Raw genomic sequence first — 525 nt, forward strand, 5'->3', positions numbered from 1 at the left:
GTGGAGAGCGATTCAGCGCGGGATGGTGTGGCGGCTGTTGGTGGGGGCGTAGTTGTCACCGGCGAGGTCACCGGCTGTGCGGTTGGCGGAATGGCTCCCGCCTGCGGCGGCCGAAACCCATTTGCCGGCCTTGGCCCCACTGCCCTTCTGCGGCCCGCTGCTTCCCGCCGGGGCCGCGGATCGGGAACGTTGGTCGCTGCGGCTCGGGGCGTTCGGCGAGGGTGTTCCGCGGCTGCCGCCACCGTTTCCACCACCGCCGCGACCACCGCCACCGCCACCGCCATTACCTCCGCCGACGAGGCCGGGTGTTCCGCCGCCCCCGCCGCCGGAGAAGCCGCCGCCGGGGGGCACCGCCTTGCCGCCGGCGAGCTTGCCGCCCATCAGGGCTTTTCCGCCGGTGGCCAGGGCTGCACCGGCGAGGAGGGCGGCACCGGCGGCCTGTGCTCCGCCACCACCGCTCCCGACCGCGGATACAGCAGGAGTGATCAGCCGCATCAGAGCGGGCAGGACCAGTGCCGTAGCGGC

The 525-nt window shown here is 74.1% G+C and carries 1 pseudogene; it reads right to left on the minus strand.

The features are described from left to right. Window positions 1–12: 12 nt before the first annotated feature. A pseudogene (locus tag MLGJGCBP_RS24520) lies at window positions 13–525 on the minus strand (hypothetical protein); the annotation flags it as partial.

The sequence above is a fragment of the Rhodococcus sp. T7 genome, from assembly GCF_009872365.1.
Classification (GTDB): domain Bacteria; phylum Actinomycetota; class Actinomycetes; order Mycobacteriales; family Mycobacteriaceae; genus Rhodococcus_F.